The organism is Neisseria sp. P0021.S007 (assembly GCF_051956855.1).
Genome location: NZ_JBQCXA010000970.1, coordinates 1 through 557, shown reverse-complemented (window position 1 = coordinate 557; position 557 = coordinate 1). Strand labels below are relative to the sequence as shown.

The following is a 557-nucleotide window of genomic DNA, read 5'->3' as shown; positions in this document are numbered from 1 at the left end:
ATGACGCGGGCGATGGCGATGCGTTGGCGTTGTCCGCCGGAGAGTTTCACGCCGCGTTCGCCGACGTGGGCATCATAGCCGCGCCGCCCTTTGGCGTCGGAAAGGTTGGGGATAAAATCGGCGGCTTCGGCGCGTTCGGCGGCGGAAATCATTTCGGCATCAGTCGCATCGGGACGGCCGTAAACGATGTTGTCGCGCACGGAACGGTGCAGCAGCGAGGTGTCTTGCGTCACCAAACCGATTTGGGCGCGCAGACTTTCTTGGGTTACGCTGTCGACGTTTTGCCCGTCAATCGAAATCGTGCCGCTTTGCGGTTCGTAGAAGCGCAAAAGCAGGTTGACGATGGTGGATTTGCCCGCGCCGCTGCGTCCGATCAAGCCGACTTTTTCGCCCGGGCGGATGGTGAGGTTGAAGCCGTTGAGCAGCGGTTTGCCGGCTTCGTAGGAGAAATCGACGTGTTCGAACTTGATTTCGCCTTGTGATACTTTCAACGGCAGGGCTTTGGGCTTGTCGAGGATGGTGTGCGGTTTGGACAGGGTTGCCATGCCGTCGTTGAC

General features: G+C 59.6%; 1 protein-coding gene. It reads right to left on the bottom strand.

Features of this window, described 5'->3' with window-relative positions; genetic code table 11:
- A partial coding sequence (locus ACTHUR_RS17010) for an ABC transporter ATP-binding protein (protein ID WP_440399878.1) occupies positions 1–557 on the bottom strand: 557 nt, incomplete at both ends.